The sequence below is a fragment of the Lentzea albidocapillata genome, assembly GCF_000719115.1.
Taxonomy (GTDB): domain Bacteria; phylum Actinomycetota; class Actinomycetes; order Mycobacteriales; family Pseudonocardiaceae; genus Lentzea; species Lentzea albidocapillata.
This window is the reverse complement of the sequence record NZ_JOEA01000009.1, coordinates 30,938-45,854: the sequence shown is the minus strand read 5'-3', so window position 1 is coordinate 45,854 and position 14,917 is coordinate 30,938. Positions and strand designations below refer to the sequence as shown.

Sequence of the window (14,917 nt, the reverse complement as noted above, 5' to 3'; positions counted from 1 at the left end):
ACGAAGGTAGGAAGGAAGGCGATCAGCGGGCGTCGGACTGGGGTAGCAAGCTCGCGTACGACCACAGGAGGACACGGGGATGATCAACCTCTACGACGAGGCCGCGAACGTGGTCGGCGAGGTGACCCGCGAGCGGATGCGCGCGGAGAACCTCTGGCACGGCTGCGCCACGATCGTCGTGCTGTCCCTGAACGGCGAGCGCGTCTACGTGCACCGCCGCACCGACATCAAGGACATCTTCCCCGGCCTCTACGACTGCACGGCCGGCGGTGTGATCGACGCGGGCGAGACCCCCGGCGAGGCGGCGGTCCGTGAGCTGCGCGAGGAACTGGGCGCCGAGACACCGCTCACGTTCCTCTTCCAGACCACCTACGTCGACGAGTGGACGCGCTACCACGCGTGGATCTACGAGACGCGCTCCGACGGCCCGTTCACCCACCAGCCGGAGGAGGTCGCCTGGGGCGGGTGGATGAGCCTGGACGAGCTGCGCGGCAGGATCGAGGATCCTGGCTGGCCGCTCGTCCCGGACGGCCGGGTCGTGGCCCAGGAGTGGTTGCGCCGTACTAGTTCCAGGTAAGCCCGGAACGGATTTTCCAGTACTGTTCGGCGGGCTCGGACAGGTCCGGCAGGTCCACGTCGACGCGCAAAGCATCCACATTGGACCGCAGCTGCTCCGGGCTCGCCGCGCCGGACAGCACGACGTCCGCCCACGGCTGCCGCGCGATCGCCGCCAGCGCGACCGCGTCCGGCCCGACACCCAGCGCCTTCGCCTGTGCCGCAACCGCTTGCGGCGGCTCCACGACGAGCCGTCCGTTGGCCACGCCCTCCTTGACGATCACCCGGAGCCCGGCGTCGTGCGCCTCCCGCAGGGCCTCCCCGGCCGAGGTCTCCAGCAGGTTCCAAGTGGACTGGACGGACCGGAAGATGCCGAGGTCCAGGGCTTTGCGGATGGCGTCGGCCTGCTGCGGCCCGGACGTCGAAAACCCCAGCGGCACGCCGATCCCGGCCATCGCCTCCTGCAGCGCGCGGTCGGCGAACAACGGGCTGTCGGCCGTCAGCGAGTGCACCTGGTAAAGATCCACTCTGGGCAGCAGGGCCGAGGTCTCCTGCCACTGCCGGGCGAACCGGGCGAGCGAGTGCTCCTTGACCTCGTGCACCTCGGCGTCGGGCCGCCAGTCCGCGGTGTAGGCGTAGCCCCACTTGCTGGAGACCGTCACGTCGTCGTGGCCGGGCAGCCACGACGACAGGAAGTCCTCCGACAGTCCGTACGAGCGAGCCGCGTCGACCCAGCGGATGCCCAGTTCGTAGGCCGCGTCGAGCACGAGGTGGCACTGCGCGCGCATGGACTCGACGTCGCGCACGACCGGCAACGCGTCCTCTCGGCCGAGGTTGATGTACGCGGGACGACCGAGGGACGCGAGACCGAGCGCTAGTTGAGCCATGCCGTCAAAGGTAGGTCACCACTGGTCGGGCGACCGCACGACGTCCCGCACCCAGACGCCGGCCGGCTTGAGCTTGCTCGTGCCGCTGAACGACGTGCCCGAGCAGGTGCCGGCCTTGAACACCGCGCCCGAACGCTTGTCGTCCGAGAAGTTCCAGTTCGCCCACGAGATCTTCTTGCGGGCCATCAGGTCGACGTACTTCTTCGACATGGTGAAGTCGTTCGGGCCGTCACCGCTGGCATCCTGCGTGCCGAACTCCGTCACGAAGACCGGGACCTGGCTGGACACGCGGTCCAGGACCGCGAGGTGCGAGTCCCTGTGCTCGTTCGCGTAGAAGTGGAACGAGTACATGAAGTTCGTCGCCTTGACCCTGTTGTTCAGCACCACGGCCGGATCCTGCTGTTCGGAGTGCCCGAACGTCGACCAGCTGTTCGTGCCGGAGATGATCAGGCTGTCCGGGTCCTCCGCGCGGATGACCGGGATCATCTGCTCGGCGTAGGACTTGATCCTCGCCCACGACACGTGGTTCGGTTCGTTGGCGATGTCGTAGATGATGTTCGTCTTGTTCTTGTGCCGCTGCGCGATCTCCTTGAAGAACGTCTTCGCCTTGGCCGTGTAGACGTTCGGGTCACCGGGGTTGAGCTGGTGCCAGTCGACCAGGACGTACAGACCGCGCCTGGTCGCTTCCTCGATGTAGCTGTGCATCAGGTCCGTGAACTTGCGCGGGTCGGTCTCGTAGCCGCCCTCGCCTTTCGCGACGTACATCGCGACGCGGACGAAGTCGGCCTTCCAGTCGTTCTGCAGCGCGTCCCACCACTGGGACTTGTTGCAGCCGTTGAACCACTGGATGCCGTGCGTGCTCATGCCGCGCAGCTGGATGGCCCTGCCACTGCTGTTGCACAGCTGGACGCCACACACCTTCAACTGACCGTTGACCGCCGCGGGCGAACCCGGCGGCAACGCGGCCGCGGCGGTGGTGGCACCCACCGCGAGGCCGCTCAACGGAAGTGCGACCGCCGCGGCGAGCGCCAGGACAGACTTCTGCCAAGCCATTCGTGCATCCCCTCTAGACCACTTCGGCGGCGATGCACGAAAACTCCCCCACCCGAGCGGAGATGGTCAACGTACGGCGCTTGAAAATGCACCAAAGGGCAAGCGGTACAACGAAGAACGGCGGCCCCGGAGGACCGCCGTTCCACTGGCCCGCCGGGGCCGGTCGATCAGGCAGATCAGAAGTCGTCAGCCGTGCGGATGTGGTTGCGCACCCACTTGCCGGAGTCCTTCAGCGGACCCTCACCGGAGAAGCTGCTCCCGGAGCACGTGCCGCTCTTGAACACCGCACCCGTGCGGTGGTCGTCGGAGAAGTTCCAGTTCGTCCAGGAGATCTTCGCCTCCTTCATGAACGAGATGAACTTGTTCGCCATGGTGAAGTCGTTGGGACCGTCACCGGAGGCCTCCTGCGAACCGAACTCGGTGACGAAGACCGGCACCTGGCTCGAGACCGTGCGCAACGCGTTGAGGTACGAGTCGCGGTGGTCCTTCGCGTAGAAGTGGAACGTGTACATCAGGTTCGAGGCGTTGACCTTGTTCTGGCTGACCTCGTTGATGTTCCTGCCGTCGGACAGGCCGAACGTCGACCAGCCGTGCGTGCCGACGAGCACGAGGCTGTCCGGGTCCTCCGCGCGGATCGTCGGGATGACGGCCTCCGCGTAGCTCTTGACCCGCGACCACGTCACGCCGTTCGGCTCGTTGGCGATGTCGTAGATGATGTTCGTCTTGTCCTTGTGCCGCTGCGCGATCTCCTTGAAGAACGTCTTGGCACGCGTGGTGTTGTGGTTCGGGTCGCCCGGCGAGAGCTGGTGCCAGTCGACGAGCGCGTACAGGCCGCGCTTCGTGGCCTCCTCGATGTAGCCGTGCACCATGTCGGTGAACTTGCGAGGGTTGCTCTCGTAGCCACCTTCCTGGATGTACATCGAGATGCGGAGGACGTCCGCCTTCCAGTCGTTGGCGAGCGCGTCCAGGGACGCGGTCTTCACGCACTGGGAGTACCACTGGATGCCGTGCGTGCTCATGCCGCGCAACTGGATCTGCTTGCCGTTCTTGTTGCACAGCTTGACGCCACAGACCTTGAGCTGACCGTTGACCGCCGCGGGCGAACCCGGCGGCAGCGCGGCAGCGGCGAAGTCGCCCTCGGGAGCGGCGGCGACGGAGCTACCCGCCATCACACCGGTCAGCGGGAGCACAACTGCCGCGGCCAGCGCCACCACAGACTTCTGCCAAGACATACAGCGTCTCCTCTCGGACTGCTGGCGGCGGATTAGTTAGGTAAGTTTCCTTACCGTTAAAGGTATAGATGACCATAGGGCCGCCCCCAGGACGAGTCAAGCGTCTCGTCGCAGAAGAGTCACTGTTCCGGCACCCAGAGTCACCAATGCGTAAAGTGCCAAAACTGCAACGGCGGCCGATGGACCCAGCGGTGCGTCGTCGATGACGCCCGCGACCTCCCACACCAGGTACGGGACCATCACCGCGGACGCGTCCATGTTCCACGGCTCCGGCAGCATCGGCGTGATCGCGGGCAGACCCCACAGCAGCACGCCCACCACGACGATCGTGACGGCCGTCGACCTCACCGCGAGACCGATCCCGAGGCCGGCCAGACCTGTCACCAGGATCGACAGCACGGCGGCACCGGCCCACGGCAGCACGTCACCCAGGGCGTCCCAGGGCGCGATCGGTGGCGGCCGGTCCCCCATGATCAGCCAGCTGCCGCCCATACTGAGGGCGAGCGTGACGACGCCGATCACCACGGACACGGCGGCGACGAGCGCGGTCTTGGCGGCCAGCAGGCGTTTGCGGTCCGGCACCGCGGTCAGCGCGGTCAGCCTCGGGTCGGAGGTGGCGACCAGGGCGCCGAGCGCGGCGACGAGGAACTGGACGACCGGCGTGATCACCACGCTGTTGTCGGCCGACGCGAACCGCGCCTGCTCGGCGGCCGGGGACGTGTCGTAGTCCTGGACGATCAGCCACGACAGCAGCGCGCCCGCGACCACCATCAGGCCGACGGCACCGGCCAGCCCGTACGACGCGCGGACGGTCCGGAGTTTCAGCCACTCCGCGGCGAGCGCGTTCTTCACAGTCCCCTCCCGGAGGTGAGTTCGAGGTAGGCGTCCTCCAGCGAACCGTTGCGGGTCAACGCCTCCATCGGCGTCTCCTTGACCAGCTGTCCTCTTGCGACGATCACGACGTGGTCCGCGGTCAGCGCCATCTCGCTCATCAGGTGGCTGGACACGAAGACCGTGCGGCCCTCCTTCGCGAGCCCGCGCATCAGGTCGCGGATCCACCGCACGCCCTCGGGGTCGAGGCCGTTCACCGGCTCGTCGAACATCAGTACCGCGGGGTCGCCGAGCAGTGCCGCCGCGACGCCCAGCCGTTGCTTCATGCCGAGCGACAACGCCCTGATCCGCTTGTGCCGCACGCCTCCCAGGCCGACCTGTTCCAGCAGCTCGACCGCGCGCTCGCCGCCGATGCCGTTGCTCGCGGCGAGCCAGCGCAGGTGGTCGAGCGCCTTGCGGCCGTGATGCACGGCTGCGGGGTCGAGCAACGCGCCGACGTGCCGCAACGGCCGGTCCAGGTCCTGGTAGCGCCGGCCGGCGATCAGCGCCTCACCACCCGTGGGCCGGTCCAGGCCGAGGATCATCCGCATCGTCGTGGACTTGCCGGCGCCGTTCGGGCCGAGGAAGCCCGTCACCTGTCCGGGGTGGACGGTGAACGACAGGTCCTCGACTGCCGTCGTGTCCCCGTATCTCTTCGTAAGGTTCCGCACCTCGATCATGTGGAAGAGAGTCGGCCGAATCCTGCGGGAAGGGATCGGCCCGTGCTCCGATCCCGGGAATCAGACCGTGGTCCGAGGCGGTTCGGACGCACGCTCGTTACCGTCGGCGTCGTGATCGCGAGACTGCACCTCTATCTGGTCGACGTGACCGCGGCGCTGGTGATCGGCGTTCTCGTGGGCTACGCGATGCTGGAGCACCAGGAGCAGCCGTGGTGGCTCGTCGTCCCCGGCATCCTCCTCGTCGCGCTGCCCGTCGCGGTCCGCCGGATCTGGCCCGTGACCGCCCTGGTGGTCACCACGGTCGCCACGGCGGCGGTGGTGATCGCCGGGGTGCTGCCGACGGAGGCGCTCGGCGCCCCGGTCGGAGCCGTGTGCTTCGCGCTCTACACCGTGGCCGTCGACCGTTCCCGGACCTGGTCGCTCGCCGGACTCGCGGGCGCCGTGGTCGCGATCGCCGGCGTCTCCGGCGGCGAACCGGAGAACCTGCTGGTCGTCCTCGCGGCGATGAGCGCCGTCTGGGTCATCGGCTACACGACCCGGATGCGGCGGTCGTTCCTCGCACGGGAAACCGCGCAACAGGCCGAACAGGCCCTCTCCGACGAACGCCTGCGCATCGCCCGCGAACTGCACGACGTGGTGGCGCACAACCTCTCCCTGATCACCGTGCAAGCCGCGAACGCCGCACACGTGCGGTCACCCGAGCACGCGTACGAGGCGTTGCAGGTCATCTCGGAGACGAGCCGGGCAGCGCTGACCGAGATGCGCGGGCTGCTGGGCGTGCTGCGCTCCGACGCCGACCTGGCGCCCTCCCCCGGCCTCGGCGGGCTCGCCGGCCTGGCCGACCGCGCGTCACTCGCGGGCGTGCACGTCACGCTGGACATGCGTGGTGATGCCGCTGTGCCGGAAGGCCTCGGGTTGTCGGCGTACCGGATCGTGCAGGAGGCGCTGACGAACGTCGTGAAGCACGCGGCCCCCGCGTCGTGCACGGTGCTGGTAGACGTGACACCGGAAGCCGTCCGCGTCGAGGTGGCGGACGACGGGCCTGGGGTGAAGGAGCTCGGAGTGGGACACGGGTTGATCGGCATGCGCGAACGCGTGGCCGTCTACGGCGGCACGTTCAGCGCGGGCCCCGGTCCCGCCGGTGGTTTCCGGGTCGTCGCGGAACTCCCGCAACGATGACCCGGGTGCTGATCGCCGACGACCAGGCGTTGCTGCGCGCCAGCTTCCGGATGCTCGTCGACCACGAACCGGACCTCACCGTGGTGGGCGAGGCCGGCACCGGCGCCGAGGCCGTCGCGCTGGCGTCCGAACTGGAACCGGACGTCGTGCTGATGGACATCCGCATGCCCGAGATGGACGGCATCGAGGCCACCCTGCTGCTCGACGGGCCGCGCGTGCTCGTGCTGACGACGTTCGACCTCGACGAGTACGTCTTCGGGGCACTGCGGGCCGGCGCCTCGGGCTTCCTGCTCAAGGACACGCCACCCGCCGAGCTGCTGACCGCGATCCGCGTGGTGGCGTCCGGCGAGTCGCTGCTGTCGCCGACGGTCACGCGCCGGCTCATCTCGGAGTTCGTCCGGCGGCCCTCCTCGCCGGTGGTGCGCGGGCTGGAACGCCTGACCGAGCGGGAGAAGGAGGTGTTGCTGCTGATCGCCCGCGGGCGGTCCAACGCGGAGATCATGGCCGAGCTGCACGTCAGCACCGGCACCGTGAAGACGCACATCGGGAACCTGCTGGCGAAGCTGCACGCCCGCGACCGCGCCCAGCTCGTGATCGCGGCCTACGAGTCCGGCCTAGTTCGCTAGCAGAAACACCACCAACAGCGCTGCCAGCGTCAGCCACGACGCGGGATGGCCCAGGTTGAGCGTCCACCGTGAACCGACGCGCTGGTGCACGAGCAGCGCCGGGTCGGTGCGGTTCGCGTACACGAGACCGCCCACGTGCCAGTGGCGGTCGTCATCGCGTTGCGCCACGCCGGTGTTCTCGCTGTCGTCGCTGTCGAGGCGGTGTCCGGCGTCGCCCGCCCGGACCAGCCACACGACGGCGACGACGGCCGGTGCGGCCACCAGCGCGACGGTCAGCACGGTCCAGCCGACCCCGGACACGATTCCCCACATCTCCAGGGCTTTAACGGCCAGTGCGGCGATCACGGCCGTGGACAGCAACGTGACGATCCGCAGGTTTCCCGCCAGATAGGCGCGATAGGACCGTGCGGAGCTCTCCGGCCGTGCGGCGTCCAGTTCGGGGCGCGCTCGCGGGAGCGTCACCGCCACAAGCACGGCGATCACCAGCACGACGATCTGGTTCGTCAGCGGCCACAGCAGGTCCCACGGTGTGTCGCGGGCCAGACCGAGCACCGCCGTGCCCACGACCAACGCGGTGGCGGGCACCAGATGCGGCCAAGGCAGGCGGACCGGATCGGTGCGCAGGCCGGTGTCGGTCGTCACGCCCTGCCGGACCACGGGCCACGACCGCTTGGCCCGGGAGACGAAGCCCGCCGCGGCCCAGTGCGCGAGCAGGCACGCGACGACGAGGGCGGCCACAAGTCCGGCGGCGCCGAGCAGTGTGGCGACCGCGGCGACAACGCCGAACGCCACGACGGCGAGCCGGTAGCCGACGCGGATCGAGTGGACCTCGCCCGTCCGCTCGTGCGGCACCCGGACGCCGAACGGCAGCGTCGGCCTGGCCGTCGACGGCAGCACGAGGAACGCCGCCGTGACCAGCACGAGCCAGCCCACCTGCCCGGTCATGCGCGTGCCCCCTCGAAGCCGTTCAGCACGTCCTGGCTGCGCCCGAGCACGTCGTCGCGGGAGAGACCCTGCGTCGTCGCCTCGGCGAGCAGTGTGCGCAGCCTGGCCTGCCACGCGTCGGCGAACCCCGCGTCCGGTGGCCCGGAGCCGTGGTCGCGCCGCACGACGGCGCCGCTCTTGCGGTTGATCCGGATCACCCCCTCCTGCCGCAGCAGGTCGTAGGCCTTGCTCACGGTGTGGAAGTTGATGCCGAGATCGACCCCGAGCTGCCTCGTGGACGGCAGCGGGTCGCCCGCCTTCAGCGTCCCCGTGGCGACCGCTTCCACCACCCGGTCGCGGATCTGCTGGTAGATCGGCGCGTCGCTGTCGAGGTCGATCGTCAGTAGCACGACCTCAAGTCTATCTGTTATACAAGTAATAGAACAGATGCTCACCGGGGAGGAAGCGTCCATGGCGACAACAGCGATCCACGACGGCAGGCTCGTCATCGAGTTCACCGCGTGGGAACGGATCTTCACGTGGCAGCGGCGCTTCGAAGTGCCGCTGGGGGCGATCCGCGAGGTACGACGAGAGCGGCACCCGTTCCTCACGTTGCACGGCGTGCGCATCGCCGGCGCCGAGATGGCGGGGATCGGCAAGGCGGGCATCTGGATGGGCAGGCGCGGGCGTCAGCTCGTGGCCGTCCGAAGTGGACGAGCGGCGGTCTGGATTGTCACGGAGGGGTACGGCGAGGTCCTGGTGACCGCGCCGGACGACGTCATCGCGGCGCTGGCGGCGGTGGTGACGTGACCAGGCCGGTGTGGACGTTCCTCGGGATCGCGTTCTCGGTCCCGTGGCTGCTCTGGTCGTTCAAGCAGGCGACGGGCGTGGACGTCATCGCGCCGGGAGGGATGCTGGGGGTCGGGCTCGCGATGCTGGTCGTCGTGCGCCGGTTCGACCTGGACGACACGGGCCTCACCCGGCAGCCCGCGCGGCAGGTCGCGAGGCAGAGCGCGGTGGCGCTCGCGGCGCTCCTCGGCCTCGCCGTGCTCGCCGTGGTGATCGCCGTCCGGCTCGACCTCACGGGGTTCTCCGGACTGCACCAGGTCCACGGAGAGGGACCGACGGGCGAGGTGCTGCTGACGGCGCTGATCCGCGCCGGCCTGCTCTTCCTGCTGGTGCTGCCACTCGCGTTCTGCGAGGAGTGGGGCTGGCGCGGTTTCCTGCTACCGCGCCTGATGCGGTTCGGCAGGTGGGGCGCGTTCGGGCTGAGCGGCGTGATCTGGGCCGCGTGGCACCTGCCGGGCCATGTCGGGTCGCTGCCGGCGTTCATCCCGTTCGCGGTGTTCACCGTGCTGTTCGGCACGTTGCTGGGCATGCTGCGACTGCACACGAACTCGGTCTGGGCGTGCTCGATCGCCCACGCCGCGAACAACACGTTGGTCATCGCCTTCGTGAACATCGCCTTCACCGACGCCTCGGAGTTCGCTCCGCCCGACCCGTGGACGCTGGGTCTGAGCGGCTGGGCGGGCTGGGTCGTGATGGCGGTGCTGACCGCGGCGCTCACCGCGTTCACCAGGAGACGCGTCACCGCATGAAAGAACCGCCCCGGCCGTGTGGTGCAGCGACCGGGGCGGTTCGGTGAAGCGGTACTACAGGTACGTGCCGGTGTTCGCGGCCGTGTCGATCGCGCGGCCGGCGTCCTGGTTCTTCCCGGTGACGAGCGTGCGGATGTAGACGATCCGCTCGCCCTTCTTGCCCGAGATGCGAGCCCAGTCGTCCGGGTTCGTCGTGTTCGGCAGGTCCTCGTTCTCGGCGAACTCGTCGAGAATGGCGCCCTGCAGGTGCCGGACGGAGAGTCCGGGCTGCTTGGTGTCCAGCAGCGACTTGATCGCCGCCTTCTTCGCCCTGTCGACGATGTTCTGGATCATGGCCCCGGAGTTGAAGTCCCGGAAGTACAGGACCTCCTTGTCACCGTTGGCGTAGGTGACCTCCAGGAACCGGTTGTCCTCGGACTCCTCGTACATGCGCTCCACGGTGTGCTGCACCATGCCCTCGATGCAGGCCTTCGGGTCCCCGCCGAACTCGGCGAGGTCGTCGGCGTGCAGCGGGAGGTTGGGCGTCAGGTACTTGTTGAAGATGTCCTTCGCGCCCTCGGCGTCCGGTCGCTCGATCTTGATCTTCACGTCGAGTCGGCCGGGGCGGAGGATCGCCGGGTCGATCATGTCCTCGCGGTTGGAGGCGCCGATGACGATGACGTTCTCCAGGCCCTCGACGCCGTCGATCTCGGCGAGGAGCTGGGGCACGATCGTCGTCTCGACGTCGGACGACACACCCGAACCACGGGTGCGGAAGATCGAGTCCATCTCGTCGAAGAACACGATCACGGGGGTGCCGTCGGACGCCTTCTCGCGAGCCCGCTGGAAGATCAGGCGGATGTGCCGCTCGGTCTCACCGACGAACTTGTTGAGGAGCTCGGGGCCCTTGATGTTGAGGAAGTAGGACTTGGCCTGCTTGTCGGTCTCGCCGCGGATCTCCCGCACCTTCTTGGCCAGGGAGTTCGCCACCGCCTTGGCGATGAGCGTCTTGCCGCAACCGGGAGGGCCGTAGAGCAGCACGCCCTTGGGCGGGCGCAGCTCGTACTCGCGGAACAGGTCGGCGTGCAGGAACGGCAGCTCCACGGCGTCGCGGATCTGCTCGATCTGCCTGGAGAGGCCACCGATGTCGCTGTAGTCGATGTCCGGGACCTCCTCGAGCACGAGGTCCTCGACCTCGGCCTTGGGGACCCGTTCGTAGGCGAAACCCGCCTTCGAGTCGACCAGCAGCGAGTCGCCGGGCTTCAGCGGCGAGTCGAGCAGCGGCTGCGCGAGCCAGACCACCCTCTCCTCGTCCGCGTGGCCGACGACCAGCGCGCGGGAAATGGTGTCCAGACCGTCGTCGTCGGTCAGCACCTCCCGCAGAGAGCAGACCTCGCCGGAACGCTCGAACCCGCCGGCCTCGACGACCGTCAGCGCCTCGTTGAGACGCACGGACTGGCCGTAGGCGATCTTCTCCGGCTCGACCGCGGGGGACACGGCTACGCGCATCCTGCGGCCGGACGTGAAGACGTCCACGGTCCCGTCGTCGAAACGTGCCATGAAGACGCCGTACCCACTGGGCGGTTGCGCCAGCCGGTCGACTTCCTCACGCAGCGCGAGCAGTTGACTTCGTGCTTCGCGGAGGGTGTCTATGAGCTTCGTGTTTCGCTCGGTCAGCTGGCTGACGCGCTCTGTCGCCTCAGCCAAGCGCTGCTCGAGCAACCGCGTGTGCCGCGGCGACTCGGTCAGCTTGCGACGCAACGACGCGATCTCGTCCTCGAGGAACCTGATCTGCGCAGTCAGCTCAGCAGAATTGTTGCCTTGGTTCAGCTCGCCACCCTCATCGGGTTGGCTGCCGGGATGACCGTGCTGCATGTCGGCACCCTCCTCCCGTGTTCGTACCGATTACGGTACCGGCGATCACCGACAAAATGGGGTACTCACAACATCATCTTCGCTCGTGTGGTGCAACGGTGAGGCCTCCAACAGAGGTCAACTGCTCCATCTCGGTGTCCGGTTCGACCGCCTACCCGCTACGGTGCGTCCCAGAAACCACGACCGGCGTTTCGTGTCTCGACACGCCAGACGACCTGCGAGAAGCCCGAGGAGAGGGTCATGGGAGCACCAGGGCGGCGGCCCGGTCCCTACGGTCCGCGACCCCCCTCGGACGACAATGGACACGCCTGGTACGGCTCGCGACCCGGCGACGGGCGGCGATCCGCCATCGTCCCACCAGGTGGACCAGTCGTTGATCCGTTCGGCGGTCACGCACCGCAACCCACCCCGTTCGTGCCCATCGGAGGACCCGCGCGAGCGGGACTCCGTTGCGACCGGCCGGCGTGCCGCCAACCGGGTGGTCCCACCGACGCGACCGGCGCACCACCCCGACAGCGCAGTGCATCGCACTCGATTCCCGGTGGAGTTGCCACAATCGTTATCAGACACGACCTTCGCGCGGCCGGAACGCGACTCCAGCGCCACTTCAGACCGTGTGCATAACCACTCGTGCGTGTCGATAGATCTCATTCGCCCGCGGGTTACCGGGCGAAGCACCACAATGTCCAGCAGAAGATCACCTCATCCACATCGGGGGAGTTTCGATGACCTACCCGCCGCAGCAGCCCGGTCCCTACGGGCAGCAGCCGCAGCCCGGTGGGCCCTACGGGCAGCAGCCGCCGCAGCAGCCGGGTCAGGGCCAGCCGGGTTACGGCCAGCCGCAGCAGCCCGGATACGGCCAGCAGCCGCCACCGGGGTACGGGCAGCAGCCCGGCCAGTACGGCCAGCCGCAGCAGGACCCGTTCGGCCAGCAGGGACCGCCGAGCGGCGGGTTCCAGCAGCAGGGCCAGTACGGCCAGCAGCCCTACGGTCAGCAGCCGTACGGCCAGCCCGGCGGGTTCGGCGGCCCTCCGCCCAAGAAGAGCAACACCGGCCTGATCGTCGGCGTCGTCGTCGGCGTGCTGGTGCTCCTCGGCGGCGGCATCACGGCGGCCGTCATGCTCACCGCCAACAGCTCCAGCAGCTCCAGCAGTTCGTCGCCGGACTCGGGTTCGACTGACAGCGGCAGCAGCGGTGGAGCCGAGGCCGACGTGAAGAAGGCCGTCGAGGAGTACATCTCCGTCGTGAGCTCGAAGAACGAGAGCAAGGCCAAGTCGATGGCCTGCAAGGCCATGCTCGACGAGGCTGCCGAGCTCGAGAAGAAGCTGACCCCCGAGCAGCGGAAGCTGGCCGAGGAGGCCAAGAAGATGCCGGTGCCGAAGATGACGTACAAGGGCGCGACCGTCTCCGGTAACGAGGCGACCGTCAAGCTCACCATCAGCGGTAGTTACGGTGGCACGACCCAGACCATCGACTCCGAGCTGAAGTTCAAGAAGGAGTCGGGCGACTGGAAGGTCTGCACGCTGGCCAAGGACATCAAGATCCCGACGACCAGGTAGTCGTCAGCCGGCCGGTCCGCTTCATCCACTTCGGGGGAACTCCATGACCTACCCGCCGCAGCAGCCGGGCCCCTACGGGCAGCAGCCGCCGCAGCAACCCGGTTACGGCCAGCAGCCGCAACCGGGGTACGGACAACAGCCGGGGCAGCCGCAGCAGCCTGGCCAGTACGGCCAGCAGCCGCCACCCGGCTACGGGCAGCAACCCGGTCAGTACGGCCAGCAGCAGGGCCAGCCCGGTCCCTACGGCCAGCAGCCGTTCGGCCAGCCCGGCGGGTTCGGCGGTCCGCCGCCCAAGAAGAGCAACACCGGCCTGATCATCGGCGTCGTCGTCGGCGTGCTGGTGCTCGTCGGCGGTGGCATCACGGCCGCGGTCCTGCTCTCCGGCGACTCGGGCGGCGGCGACAACACCGCGGCGACGAACACGAGCACGAACACGGAGCCGACGGGCGGCAGCTCCTCGAAGCCGACCACGCCGTCGTCGAAGAGCTCGTCGAGCGGCGGTGACAGCGACGCCGAGGACGTCGCGAAGGAGTTCACCGACAGGATCATCAAGGGCGCTCGCGCGGGCAACAGCACCCCGAACGACGTCAAGGACCTCGTGTGCTCGGCGGAGTTCCCCAAGCTGAAGCCCCAGACCGCCGCACCGAACCCGAGCGTGAAGGCCACCGTGTCGGAGGTCAGGACGTCGGGCAGCACCGGCACGTTCAGGCAGAGCCTCACCGGGCTCCAGGACCCGAACAACCCGGGCAAGGTCGCGTCGGGCTCCATCATCTACAAGCTGCTCAAAGAGAGTGGCGACTGGAAGGTCTGCGGCATCGAGAAGCTCGAGAGCAACTAGTGCCGTGACCGGCAACCTTCGCCGCGTCTTCCGGCGCTCAGCAGGGCGCCTCGCGGCACCGGCCCCACGCCCGAATCCAACCAGGATGAGGACGTGGGGCCGGCACCACGATGCACCCGTCTGACCACCGAAATACGGGGCAAAGGCTGCCGGTCACGGCACTAGCCTGACGCACGAGGGCCCCGCACTTCGGTGAAGTGCGGGGCCCTCGGCGTCGCGAGGTCAGCCCTTGCTGGGGCGGCGCTGCGGCCTGGGCGCCGTGACGCCCTCCGCGAGCCGGCGCGTGGTCAGCAGGAACGCGGTGTGCCCGATCATCCGGTGCTCCGGCCGCACGGCGAGTCCGACGACGTGCCACGGGCGGACGAGCGTCTCCCACGCGTGGGGCTCGGTGAAGCACGTCATCTCCCGCAGCGCCTCGGTGACCACGGAGAGCTGCGTCGTCGTGGCGACGTAGACGACCAGGACGCCGCCGGGGATGAGGTTCTTCGCGATCGTGGGCAGGACCTCCCACGGCGAGAGCATGTCGAGGATGACCCGGTCAACCTCGCCCTCGTGGTTCTTCACGTCGTCGACGGTGATCGACCAGTTGCCGGGGCGCTCGCCGAAGAACGTCTCCACGTTGCGGATGGCGTGGACCGCGTGGTCGTCGCGCACCTCGTAGGACTGGACGCTGCCCTTCTCCCCCACCGCGCGCAGCAGCGAGCACGACAACGCGCCGGAGCCCGCCCCTGCCTCCAGAACGCGCGCGCCCGGGAAGATGTCGCCATACATGCAGATCTGCGCGGCGTCCTTCGGGTAGATCACCTGCGCGCCGCGCGGCATCGACAGCACGTAGTCCGGCAGCAGCGGGCGCAGCGCCAGGAAGGTCGTGCCGCCCACCGACTGCACGACGGACCCCTCGGGCTGCCCGAGGAGCAGGTCGTGCGGGATGGCGCCGCGGTGGGTGTGGTACTCCTTGCCGGGCTCCAGAACGACGGTGTAGTGCCGTCCCTTGGGGTCGGTGAGCTGAACCCGGTCACCCGGCTGGAACGGTCCACTTGCGCTAATCACCGCGCAATGGTG

15 protein-coding genes and 1 pseudogene are annotated in these 14,917 nt (G+C 68.6%); 7 read left to right on the top strand and 9 right to left on the bottom strand.

Features of this window, described 5'->3' with window-relative positions; genetic code table 11:
- The first annotated feature begins 79 nt into the window (after positions 1 to 79).
- A complete protein-coding gene (locus tag IG04_RS0114330; RefSeq protein ID WP_030477121.1) occupies positions 80 to 577 on the top strand; it encodes an NUDIX hydrolase in 498 nt (165 codons plus the stop codon).
- On the opposite strand, the gene IG04_RS0114325 is transcribed toward IG04_RS0114330, so the two are convergent.
- The 5 genes and pseudogenes from IG04_RS0114325 to IG04_RS0114305 all read right to left on the bottom strand — a co-directional run.
- The gene (locus tag IG04_RS0114325) at positions 564 to 1,442 is read right to left on the bottom strand and encodes an aldo/keto reductase (protein ID WP_030477120.1); all 879 of its coding nucleotides are present in this window, start codon (positions 1,440 to 1,442) and stop codon (positions 564 to 566) included. The genes IG04_RS0114330 and IG04_RS0114325 overlap by 14 nt on opposite strands.
- Before the next feature lie 15 nt (positions 1,443 to 1,457).
- Positions 1,458 to 2,495 carry a glycoside hydrolase family 5 protein gene (locus tag IG04_RS0114320; protein WP_030477119.1) on the bottom strand — a complete coding sequence of 346 codons (1,038 nt, stop codon included), beginning with the start codon at positions 2,493 to 2,495 and terminating at the stop codon, positions 1,458 to 1,460.
- 176 nt (positions 2,496 to 2,671) lie between these two features.
- Entirely contained in the window at positions 2,672 to 3,727 is a 1,056-nt protein-coding gene (locus tag IG04_RS0114315; RefSeq protein WP_030477118.1) for a glycoside hydrolase family 5 protein, read from the bottom strand.
- 96 nt (positions 3,728 to 3,823) lie between these two features.
- Positions 3,824 to 4,579, bottom strand: coding sequence for an ABC transporter permease (locus IG04_RS0114310; RefSeq protein ID WP_030477117.1), 756 nt, complete (start codon positions 4,577 to 4,579; stop codon positions 3,824 to 3,826).
- 56 nt (positions 4,580 to 4,635) lie between these two features.
- Positions 4,636 to 5,277, bottom strand: a pseudogene (locus tag IG04_RS0114305) (ABC transporter ATP-binding protein); the annotation flags it as partial.
- Positions 5,278 to 5,388: 111 nt separating this feature from the next.
- On the opposite strand from IG04_RS0114305, the gene IG04_RS0114300 reads away from it, so the two are divergent.
- Positions 5,389 to 6,456 (top strand): sensor histidine kinase, encoded by a 1,068-nt coding sequence (locus tag IG04_RS0114300; protein WP_030477115.1) that lies wholly within the window; start codon positions 5,389 to 5,391, stop codon positions 6,454 to 6,456.
- The gene (locus tag IG04_RS0114295) at positions 6,453 to 7,082 is read left to right on the top strand and encodes a response regulator (RefSeq protein WP_030477114.1); all 630 of its coding nucleotides are present in this window, start codon (positions 6,453 to 6,455) and stop codon (positions 7,080 to 7,082) included. Before IG04_RS0114300 ends, IG04_RS0114295 begins: the two co-directional genes overlap by 4 nt.
- Here IG04_RS0114295 and IG04_RS0114290 read toward each other — a convergent pair.
- Both IG04_RS0114290 and IG04_RS0114285 read right to left on the bottom strand, forming a co-directional pair.
- The gene (locus IG04_RS0114290) at positions 7,071 to 8,027 is read right to left on the bottom strand and encodes a hypothetical protein (RefSeq protein WP_030477113.1); all 957 of its coding nucleotides are present in this window, start codon (positions 8,025 to 8,027) and stop codon (positions 7,071 to 7,073) included. The two genes, IG04_RS0114295 and IG04_RS0114290, sit on opposite strands and share 12 nt — an antisense overlap.
- Positions 8,024 to 8,416, bottom strand: coding sequence for a GntR family transcriptional regulator (locus IG04_RS0114285; RefSeq protein ID WP_030477112.1), 393 nt, complete (start codon positions 8,414 to 8,416; stop codon positions 8,024 to 8,026). Before IG04_RS0114285 ends, IG04_RS0114290 begins: the two co-directional genes overlap by 4 nt.
- A 61-nt stretch (positions 8,417 to 8,477) precedes the next feature.
- Between IG04_RS0114285 and IG04_RS0114280 the strand changes: the two genes are divergently transcribed.
- Both IG04_RS0114280 and IG04_RS43960 read left to right on the top strand, forming a co-directional pair.
- A complete protein-coding gene (locus IG04_RS0114280) occupies positions 8,478 to 8,816 on the top strand; it encodes a hypothetical protein (RefSeq protein ID WP_144065367.1) in 339 nt (112 codons plus the stop codon).
- Positions 8,813 to 9,604, top strand: a complete 792-nt coding sequence (locus tag IG04_RS43960; protein ID WP_051769874.1) for a CPBP family intramembrane glutamic endopeptidase — start codon at positions 8,813 to 8,815, stop codon at positions 9,602 to 9,604. The genes IG04_RS0114280 and IG04_RS43960 overlap by 4 nt, the downstream gene beginning before the upstream one ends.
- Before the next feature lie 54 nt (positions 9,605 to 9,658).
- Here the strand turns inward: IG04_RS43960 and arc are convergent, their stop codons facing one another.
- Entirely contained in the window at positions 9,659 to 11,458 is a 1,800-nt protein-coding gene (arc, locus tag IG04_RS0114270) for a proteasome ATPase (protein ID WP_030477109.1), read from the bottom strand.
- A 725-nt stretch (positions 11,459 to 12,183) separates the two neighbouring features.
- Between arc and IG04_RS43955 the strand changes: the two genes are divergently transcribed.
- Both IG04_RS43955 and IG04_RS0114260 read left to right on the top strand, forming a co-directional pair.
- The gene (locus IG04_RS43955) at positions 12,184 to 13,017 is read left to right on the top strand and encodes an Rv0361 family membrane protein (RefSeq protein ID WP_051769872.1); all 834 of its coding nucleotides are present in this window, start codon (positions 12,184 to 12,186) and stop codon (positions 13,015 to 13,017) included.
- A gap of 43 nt (positions 13,018 to 13,060) precedes the next feature.
- The gene (locus tag IG04_RS0114260) at positions 13,061 to 13,855 is read left to right on the top strand and encodes a hypothetical protein (RefSeq protein ID WP_030477107.1); all 795 of its coding nucleotides are present in this window, start codon (positions 13,061 to 13,063) and stop codon (positions 13,853 to 13,855) included.
- Between the two features lie 222 nt (positions 13,856 to 14,077).
- Here the strand turns inward: IG04_RS0114260 and IG04_RS0114255 are convergent, their stop codons facing one another.
- Positions 14,078 to 14,905: a tRNA (adenine-N1)-methyltransferase gene (locus IG04_RS0114255; RefSeq protein WP_030477106.1), complete on the bottom strand. Its 828-nt coding sequence runs from the start codon at positions 14,903 to 14,905 to the stop codon at positions 14,078 to 14,080.
- Between the last annotated feature and the right edge of the window lie 12 nt (positions 14,906 to 14,917).

Coding starts and splice junctions, on each gene's coding strand:
- IG04_RS0114290 (WP_030477113.1), bottom strand. CDS start 8,027: ATGACCGGGCAGGTGGGCTGGCTCGTGCTGGTCACGGCGGCGTTCCTC.
- IG04_RS0114320 (WP_030477119.1), bottom strand. CDS start 2,495: ATGGCTTGGCAGAAGTCTGTCCTGGCGCTCGCCGCGGCGGTCGCACTT.
- IG04_RS0114315 (WP_030477118.1), bottom strand. CDS start 3,727: ATGTCTTGGCAGAAGTCTGTGGTGGCGCTGGCCGCGGCAGTTGTGCTC.
- IG04_RS0114260 (WP_030477107.1), top strand. CDS start 13,061: ATGACCTACCCGCCGCAGCAGCCGGGCCCCTACGGGCAGCAGCCGCCG.
- arc (WP_030477109.1), bottom strand. CDS start 11,458: ATGCAGCACGGTCATCCCGGCAGCCAACCCGATGAGGGTGGCGAGCTG.
- IG04_RS0114330 (WP_030477121.1), top strand. CDS start 80: ATGATCAACCTCTACGACGAGGCCGCGAACGTGGTCGGCGAGGTGACC.
- IG04_RS43955 (WP_051769872.1), top strand. CDS start 12,184: ATGACCTACCCGCCGCAGCAGCCCGGTCCCTACGGGCAGCAGCCGCAG.
- IG04_RS0114325 (WP_030477120.1), bottom strand. CDS start 1,442: ATGGCTCAACTAGCGCTCGGTCTCGCGTCCCTCGGTCGTCCCGCGTAC.
- IG04_RS0114295 (WP_030477114.1), top strand. CDS start 6,453: ATGACCCGGGTGCTGATCGCCGACGACCAGGCGTTGCTGCGCGCCAGC.
- IG04_RS0114280 (WP_144065367.1), top strand. CDS start 8,478: ATGGCGACAACAGCGATCCACGACGGCAGGCTCGTCATCGAGTTCACC.